Below are 1267 nucleotides of genomic sequence, written 5' to 3' on the forward strand. Positions count from 1 at the left end.
TCTCATGCCTCTATTGCCGTGTACAAAGGCTTGTTTCCCTTTTTCTTGATAAGCTTTGAGGAGGCGATTGACTTGTCTAAGAGACAGACCAAGCTCGACACTAGCACGTTGTTTCTTTTTCTTACCACTTGATAACACGATATTTTTTCAATTCATTCACAGTGAGTAATATCCTTTTCATAAGTATTAGTTTAACATTTGGGACATTTTATGTTTCGACCTACTTAGGACATTATCACTTTCGAATGATACGACCGTGGTTATCGGATTAGAGTGTGTTTAAAATATTCTTTATTTATGTTATAATTAAAATATATAAAAATTATAATCTTGTGACACTTAAAAAGGTGTTATATGTGAGGAGAGAGTAGTGAAAGAAAATTTCTTTCAATTGGACTTGGATAAAGTTGTTGAGGAATATGCCGATATGGTCTATCGAATCGCTTTTGTTCGGATGAAGAATAAAAATGAGGCGGATGATATTTTTCAAGAAGTTTTTTTGAGATTAGTCAAGCATCATGAGAGGATAAAGGATGCGACACATTTGAAAGCTTGGCTAATCAGAGTGACAATTAATTGCTGTAAGAAACAATATGATCTGGCTTGGCATAAGAAACGTGTCACGATGGCAGAAACGCAGTTTGAAATTGAGCTTGGCAATGCGCAAGAAGTTATATTTTTAGCAGATGATGTTAATGAAACGTTGATGACGATGATTTTAAATCTGTCTGATGACCACAAGACCGTGTTGTTACTGTTTTATTTTGAGAGGTATTCAATTCGAGAGATTAGTCGCTTGATTGAGCAATCAGAGTCCACGGTAAAAACACGTTTGTCGCGTGCCAGAAAGGCGCTCAAGAAAAAAATGGAGGGGGAAATCGCAAATGAAGGATGATTTTGAGTATCAAGATGATTTTATTGAGGAAATCGGTAAAATTCATGCACCACGTGACTTAATCAATCGGACAAAACTGCTTGTCAATCAAGAAGTTGAAAAAGAAGTCATTTCAGAGGTATCTAATCACAAAATTTTCCATTTTAATCGTTATCTTTTGGCTGCACTTGTCCTTCTAATGATTGGTGGTGGTACATTTGTTTATCAACATTTACAAGATGACATCAATATTACTCAAATTACAGTAGACTTCTCCCAAAAATAAAAAAATTTGTTATACTATAGTCATGAACTATGAATCCCTCACGAAACTCAGCGATAGTCATTTTAAACGTCTAGTTGGCGTTAAACGTCCAACCTTTGAATCTATGA

The 1267-nt window shown here is 35.0% G+C and carries 3 protein-coding genes; 2 read left to right on the forward strand and 1 reads right to left on the reverse strand.

Going from position 1 to position 1267, the window contains the following annotated elements; genetic code table 11:
- Nucleotides 1-141, reverse strand: a 141-nt coding sequence (locus tag Hs30E_RS10945) for a helix-turn-helix domain-containing protein (RefSeq protein WP_371864155.1), incomplete at its 3' end; no start/stop codon positions are given.
- Nucleotides 142-370: 229 nt separating this feature from the next.
- On the opposite strand from Hs30E_RS10945, the gene Hs30E_RS10950 reads away from it, so the two are divergent.
- Both Hs30E_RS10950 and Hs30E_RS10955 read left to right on the forward strand, forming a co-directional pair.
- Nucleotides 371-895, forward strand: coding sequence for an RNA polymerase sigma factor (locus Hs30E_RS10950; protein ID WP_228462056.1), 525 nt, complete (start codon nt 371-373; stop codon nt 893-895).
- On the forward strand, nt 885-1160 hold the full coding sequence (locus Hs30E_RS10955; protein WP_172209961.1) for a hypothetical protein: 276 nt from the start codon (nt 885-887) through the stop codon (nt 1158-1160). Before Hs30E_RS10950 ends, Hs30E_RS10955 begins: the two co-directional genes overlap by 11 nt.
- The last annotated feature ends 107 nt before the right edge of the window (nt 1161-1267 follow it).

It is taken from the genome of Pseudolactococcus hodotermopsidis, from assembly GCF_011170085.1.
GTDB classification, from domain to species: Bacteria; Bacillota; Bacilli; order Lactobacillales; family Streptococcaceae; genus Pseudolactococcus; species Pseudolactococcus hodotermopsidis.

Excerpts from the sequence above, each read along its gene's own strand:
- Hs30E_RS10955 (WP_172209961.1), top strand. The coding sequence starts at position 885 with ATGAAGGATGATTTTGAGTATCAAGATGATTTTATTGAGGAAATCGGT.